The 5,486-nt window shown below is 62.1% G+C and carries 5 protein-coding genes and 1 pseudogene; all 6 read right to left on the bottom strand.

Going from position 1 to position 5,486, the window contains the following annotated elements; genetic code table 11:
- A pseudogene (locus tag EOA86_RS20200) lies at positions 1-871 on the bottom strand (copper-translocating P-type ATPase); the annotation flags it as partial.
- Positions 872-927: 56 nt separating this feature from the next.
- Positions 928-1,656 carry a sulfite exporter TauE/SafE family protein gene (locus tag EOA86_RS20195; RefSeq protein WP_128343257.1) on the bottom strand — a complete coding sequence of 243 codons (729 nt, stop codon included), beginning with the start codon at positions 1,654-1,656 and terminating at the stop codon, positions 928-930.
- 30 nt (positions 1,657-1,686) lie between these two features.
- On the bottom strand, positions 1,687-1,809 hold the full coding sequence (locus EOA86_RS41275) for a hypothetical protein (protein ID WP_280950298.1): 123 nt from the start codon (positions 1,807-1,809) through the stop codon (positions 1,687-1,689).
- A gap of 152 nt (positions 1,810-1,961) precedes the next feature.
- Positions 1,962-2,186 carry a hypothetical protein gene (locus EOA86_RS20190; RefSeq protein ID WP_065007038.1) on the bottom strand — a complete coding sequence of 75 codons (225 nt, stop codon included), beginning with the start codon at positions 2,184-2,186 and terminating at the stop codon, positions 1,962-1,964.
- Between the two features lie 150 nt (positions 2,187-2,336).
- The gene (locus tag EOA86_RS20180) at positions 2,337-4,001 is read right to left on the bottom strand and encodes a cbb3-type cytochrome c oxidase subunit II (RefSeq protein WP_128343255.1); all 1,665 of its coding nucleotides are present in this window, start codon (positions 3,999-4,001) and stop codon (positions 2,337-2,339) included.
- Complete coding sequence (locus EOA86_RS20175) at positions 3,998-5,440, bottom strand: cbb3-type cytochrome c oxidase subunit I (RefSeq protein ID WP_095517298.1); 1,443 nt, start codon at positions 5,438-5,440, stop codon at positions 3,998-4,000. Before EOA86_RS20175 ends, EOA86_RS20180 begins: the two co-directional genes overlap by 4 nt.
- Positions 5,441-5,486 lie beyond the last annotated feature (46 nt).

Genomic DNA, 5,486 nt, shown 5'->3' with positions numbered 1-5,486 from the left:
GCACGGACACGCCAACGATCCGATCGGCAAGTCGCTGGGTTGGACTGCGACGGCCCAGCGCTTCGCGCACCGACCGGCAAATCCCCGCCCAGCGGGTTGCAGTTCCGTCACCGCTGCTTTGGATCAGGAGCGGGCCGTCGATATTGATACTGCCGGCAATAACCTTGGAGCCGGCGCCCTTTGTCACTTGCCGGCTTTCTCCGGTAATCACGGCTTCATCGGTGTTCGATTCCCCCTCGACAACCACGCCGTCGACCGGAATGCGCTCGCCTGGCCGGACCCGCACCAGCATGCCGGCCGACACCTCCCGCACCGGACGGCGGATCTCTGCCGCGCCATCGACCACGGTCGCGCTCTCGCTTTCTGCGGCCAGAAGAGGTTCGAGGTCGCGCGCCGCCCTGGCGCGGCCAACAGCCTCGAGATAGCGGCCAGCGGTGAATAGCATCAGTACCATCACGGCGGTGTCGAAATAGACATGCGTGCTGCCCTCGAACACGGCAAATGCCGAATAGAGGTAAGCGGCAGCGACGCCAAGCACGATGAGTGCCGACGACGTCACTCGTCCCTGAATGCCATTGAGCCACATTTCGCGCAGATAGGGTCCGCCGAGAATCACCACCGCCGGCGTCGCGAAGATCCAGAGCAAAAGGTGAATCCACGGCAGCACGCCCGCATCGACGCCGGTGAACGCGTCCGAATAGAGGAGGAGGCTGAACATCATGATATTCATGGAGAGAAAGCCTCCCACGCCGAGCTGGATCAGAAGCCAGGCGGCTTCCCACTCTTCGTGTCTGCCGCTCTTCACCTGAAAGGCGATGCAACAGCCGTAGCAGCAGAACGCGCAAGCCTCACCGTTGAGCCTGCGCTCCATCGGGCGCAGGCCGACGGGCAGCGAACAATGGCTACAGAGGATATCGCCATGCGCAGTCATGCGGGATGTCCGCCCAGCCAGGCAAGGCCGATATGCGCGTCGGAAGGCAGGAGACCACGGCCGAGCGTGATGAGACCGAGCAAAAGAATAAAGCCACCAGCCAGCCGCACGCCGCGCCGCCGCCAGGCTGGCCCGAGTATCTGGCCAACGCCGCCCATCATCAACATCGCGGGGAAGGTTCCCAGTCCGAACCATGCCATGACGAGAAACCCGGGAAGCGCTCCGGCGGTGCTCGCCGCCTGGGCGGCGAAGGCATAGACCAGGGGACATGGCAGGAAGCCGTTGAAAACGCCAAAGGCGAGCGGTGCGGCGCCGCTCCGGGCGGCCAACAGACCGCGCAGGGACAATGCAAATGAGCTGCCGCCAAATCCGATCGCAAGGCGATGAAAGACCTGCAGCAAGCCGAAGAACTGCAACGCCATGGCAATCATGAGCAGGCCAGCGACGGTCGCGAGAATTCGTTGGGCGATGTCTAGGGAGCCGTCCAAGAGCGGCGCCGCCGTTAGACCTTGCGTGGTGCAGATGACCTGACCGATCGCACCCGCGAGCCCGCCCAGAAAGCAATAGGTTGTCAATCGGCCGGTATTATAGAGCAGGTGGCGAAGGATCGTTGCGCCTCCGCCTCGCTGATCGCGGCCCAGTGCGCAGGCAAAGCCGCCGCACATGCCGATGCAATGAAAGCTGCCTGCAAATCCAGCGGCGAAGATCACGAGGTAGTAGATCATTGGTGTTTTCGCAGCGCCGCGTCCGCGCCGCTATTGCCGCACAAGATAGACAAGATAGATGATAAAGCCGACGGTGCAGCCGCCATAGATGAGGAAGCCGAGCATCTGCGGCAAGCCGACGTCAGCGAGCTGGAAAACGGTGTCCTGTAGCATCCGCTGCTCCTATGTTAGCCGAAATAAAGACGAAGCACGTTTGTCGCCACCTCGAAGGCCAGGAAAATGAGGTTCAATGCGGCGACCCCAAGAAGAATTCTGGCTACCAACATCTCCATCACTCCTGCCTTACCAGCCTTGCGACAGTCTTCTTAGAACAGACGGCCGGGACCGAGCCCGCCCCAATAGACATACATGTAATACAGCCCCCAGGCGAACAGCAGGCAGTAGACGACGAGAAGCCATATGGGAATGAATCCCACACGCGCCTGTATCAGGCCGCCGGCATAGTCTTCCAGTTCAGGGTGCGAGCTTTGACGCACTTCCAGTTCCGGATGCGTCGGGCTCTCCGGATCGCTGCTCTGCAGATCGCTCATTTTCCATTTCCCTTTCAAAAAACCCGTTGGCGGCTTTGTCGGTGCCGCTCAACGCGCCGGATAGGACACCCCAGATGAACAAGAACAGGGCCGCCAGGCTCATCATCATGGCGCCCGCATAGGGTCCGGTAACTTCAAAACCGAGCATGGCTATCCTCCTGCGGGCGCCTGTTCCTCGCCAGGCGGCGCTGGCGGGCCGGACGCCGGCACCGACGGATCGGGCACATAGGCTCGCTCAGGCTTGTCAGCGACCAGTTCCAGATCGTTCAGCGCCGCGCGGGCCTCCTTCTTGATCGAGAGCGGCTGCAGCGAAAGCGGGTCTTTATAGGCGGAAAGCGCCACCACGAAATAGGAAAGCGCCCACCGGTCCTCGTCCGGAAGGGAATCCCGATAGGACGGCATCGGCGTGCCGCTGAGGCCCGTAGTTATCGTCCGGAAGATGTCTTCGACGGCCGGGCCAGACTTGAACTGGCCGCTGGTGAGGTCGGCCGGCACGGTGGCGAACCCGAGATCATCCTTGAGGCCGGCAGCCTTCTCGCCGTCGCCCTTGCCACCTTGGCCGTGGCACTCCCAGCACTTCGCCACCTGCCAAACCTCCTTGCCACGGTCCAGCATCGTCTGCGACGGGGTCGGCGGTCGCCCGATATACAACGGTGGGCCAGGCGGTTCCGCGACGAAGAAAGCGTAAGGACTGGCGGGGTCGGAACGGTCAACCGCCAGCTCATACTTGATGTACTGGATCACCGCCAGCCGATCGTTGAGCGGCAGGTCGTACCACGGGGGCATTGCCGTGCCGCGGATGCCGCGAGTAATGGTGCGCAGCATGTCGCCGTCCGTGGGCAGGGGCTCCTTTGTCAACCTGAACTTGAAGACTGCGGACGTGAAGTCCCTGGGCCGCTGGTTAAACATAAAGGTGGCGGCCGGCCCGTTGCCGTCGCCTTTGGCACCGTGGCAACCGATGCAGCGGCGCTCATAGACTTCCTTGCCATAGGCAATCCATTCCTCGGAGCGCGGCATGGTCGCATCCATGACCTCCAGGCTTTGCGGCTCGAAAAGATCGCGCCATTTACCCCGGTTCGTGCCGAGCTTCTGGACGTAGGAAACGAGCGCCGCCAGCGTTTCCGTCTCCGCCGCGATGCTGACGGTTTCTCCTGTGTATTCTTCGTTCGGCGTCAGGATGATCGGCTTTCTTTTGCGCGCCTTCAGCGGCACGAACAGCAACCCGTACGCATTCGGCGTCAGCTGGATCGCTTGCTGGCTGTCGAAGTCGAAAAGGCCTTCGGTGACCTCTGTCCTTTCCAGGGTCCGATTGCCAGTGCCGTCGTCAACGATACGGACGGCTGCATCGGGTTCGTGGAAGAGGCCGCGATATGGCGCCATTATCGAGTCCGGCACCAGCATCCGCGGATTGTAGAAGTGCGCCAGGTGCCATTCGTCGCTGTATTTCAGGCCGACGCGCGTCAGGTCCGGCCCGATCCGGCGTGTGCCTAACAGGTGCGGCACGTCATAGGCGTATTCGCCCGCCTCGCTGACCGGTCCCCAGCGGCGGATCTCGCCGGTCACCGGCCGCACGAATTGCGAATGGCAATACCAGCAGCCTTCGCGCAGGTAAACGTTGCGGCCGCGACGCTGCTGCTCGGTGTAGTCCGTCGCCTCTGAAACCGTCCATTTCAGCTGGCCGAAATCCGTGCGCACCACCGAGGTCACGCGCGTAGTTCGCGAGGACGGCTCCACGAAGGGCAGCACGCCCTGCGTGATCACCGCAAGGGTGATGCAGAAGACGCCGGCGAACAGCGCGAAGAAGCGAACGTTCACTGCGCGGGCCCTCCGGCCGGGGCCGGGATAGGCGCCTCCACCGGCCCGCGGACGCGTCGCGCCTCAGCCGCCGGGCTGGTCAGTGCGGTCAGCATCAGATTCACCACCAGCAGCGACATACCGATATCCATGCTGATGCCTGCCAGGGTCCGCGCCAGCCAGTAGGGCTTCACCCAGACGAGCGAGTCGAGCCATTCGACCCCATTCATCCATTGATAACCCTGCTGCAGCCCGCCCGCTGTGAGGACCAGGCCCATGGTCGCGATGCCGACGGTGATCAGCCAGAACGACCAGTTGCCGAGCTTGAACGACCAGAGTTCGCGCCCGAACAGCCGCGGCCAAGTATAGACGAGGCCCCCCATCGCCCAGACGACGAAGGTGCCGAACACGGTGAGATGCGAATGCGAGATGACGAAATCGGTGAAATGGGTCGGCTGCTGCAGCTGCCGCAGCGCCTCGGTCGAGCCCTGGAAGCAGCCGACGAGATACATGAGCGAGCCCATGATCAGGAACTTCGCCGGCAAGTTCCTGCCGAACTCATGCCACTTGCCCATCATGGTGCCGAAGAAGTTCACCAGCACCGTCCACACCGGAATGATCAGCAGCATCGACGTGACGACCGCCAAGGTCTCGGCCCAGTCCGCGATCGGGCTGTAGAGGTAATGGTGGATGCCGACGAACGGGTAGAACAATGCCAGGGACCAGAAGCCGACCAGCGAGAGCTTATGGGCATAGAGCGGATTTCGCGCGCTGATCGGCAGGAAATAGTAGATGATCACGTAGCCCGCGGGCGTTAGCCACAGCCCGACGATGTAGTGGAGATAGAGGCCATGGAAGGCGGCGCTGTTGATGCCCGAGATCGTGTACGGCAGGATGAAGCTTCCAAGCACGAAGTTCATCGTCGTCCACACGAAAGTGGCGATCAAGTACCATAGTGCGACATAGATCGCCGGCTCGAGCCTTCGACTGATCGTGATCAGGAATTGCGCGGTAGCAACAGCCACTACGATGAAGAATGCGACCTTCGCATAGAGCGGAAACTCTCCGGCTTCCAAACCGTCACTGTCGCCGAACAGCAAGCCGACCAAACCGGCAAGCGTTGCGACGTTCCAGACCCATGCGAGGAGAACCGACCACTCAGACCATATCACCCGCACCCCCGACAGACGCGGCACGAGATAATAACAAAGGCCGATGAAAAGCGTCGAGAAGGCGCCGAAGATGACACCGTTGACGTGGACCGGGCGCAGCCGGCCGAAGGTGAGCTCGAGGTTTCCCGATCCGAGATAGTCGGGGTAGTTGAAGGTGCTCGAGATCAGGACGCCGACGGATGGCGTCACCATCAGCCAGAACATGCCGAAATAAAGCCAGGTCCGCACGACCCGGTTGTCGACCAGCGCATCCAGGTCCACATTCGCGAACTTGCCGCGCAGCTCCATCCCAGTCTCTGCCAACGCATAGACCTCCCCGCGCGGTTCCCGGGCC

Source organism: Mesorhizobium sp. M5C.F.Ca.IN.020.32.2.1 (assembly GCF_004023105.1).
GTDB lineage: Bacteria > Pseudomonadota > Alphaproteobacteria > Rhizobiales > Rhizobiaceae > Mesorhizobium > Mesorhizobium wenxiniae.
This window is presented reverse-complemented; position numbering and strand designations above follow the sequence as displayed.

What these genes read in the sequence shown, in the direction of transcription:
- EOA86_RS20195 (WP_128343257.1), bottom strand. Translation starts at nt 1,656, where the DNA reads ATGATCTACTACCTCGTGATCTTCGCCGCTGGATTTGCAGGCAGCTTT.
- EOA86_RS41275 (WP_280950298.1), bottom strand. Translation starts at nt 1,809, where the DNA reads ATGCTACAGGACACCGTTTTCCAGCTCGCTGACGTCGGCTTGCCGCAG.
- EOA86_RS20190 (WP_065007038.1), bottom strand. Translation starts at nt 2,186, where the DNA reads ATGAGCGATCTGCAGAGCAGCGATCCGGAGAGCCCGACGCATCCGGAA.
- EOA86_RS20175 (WP_095517298.1), bottom strand. Translation starts at nt 5,440, where the DNA reads ATGGAGCTGCGCGGCAAGTTCGCGAATGTGGACCTGGATGCGCTGGTC.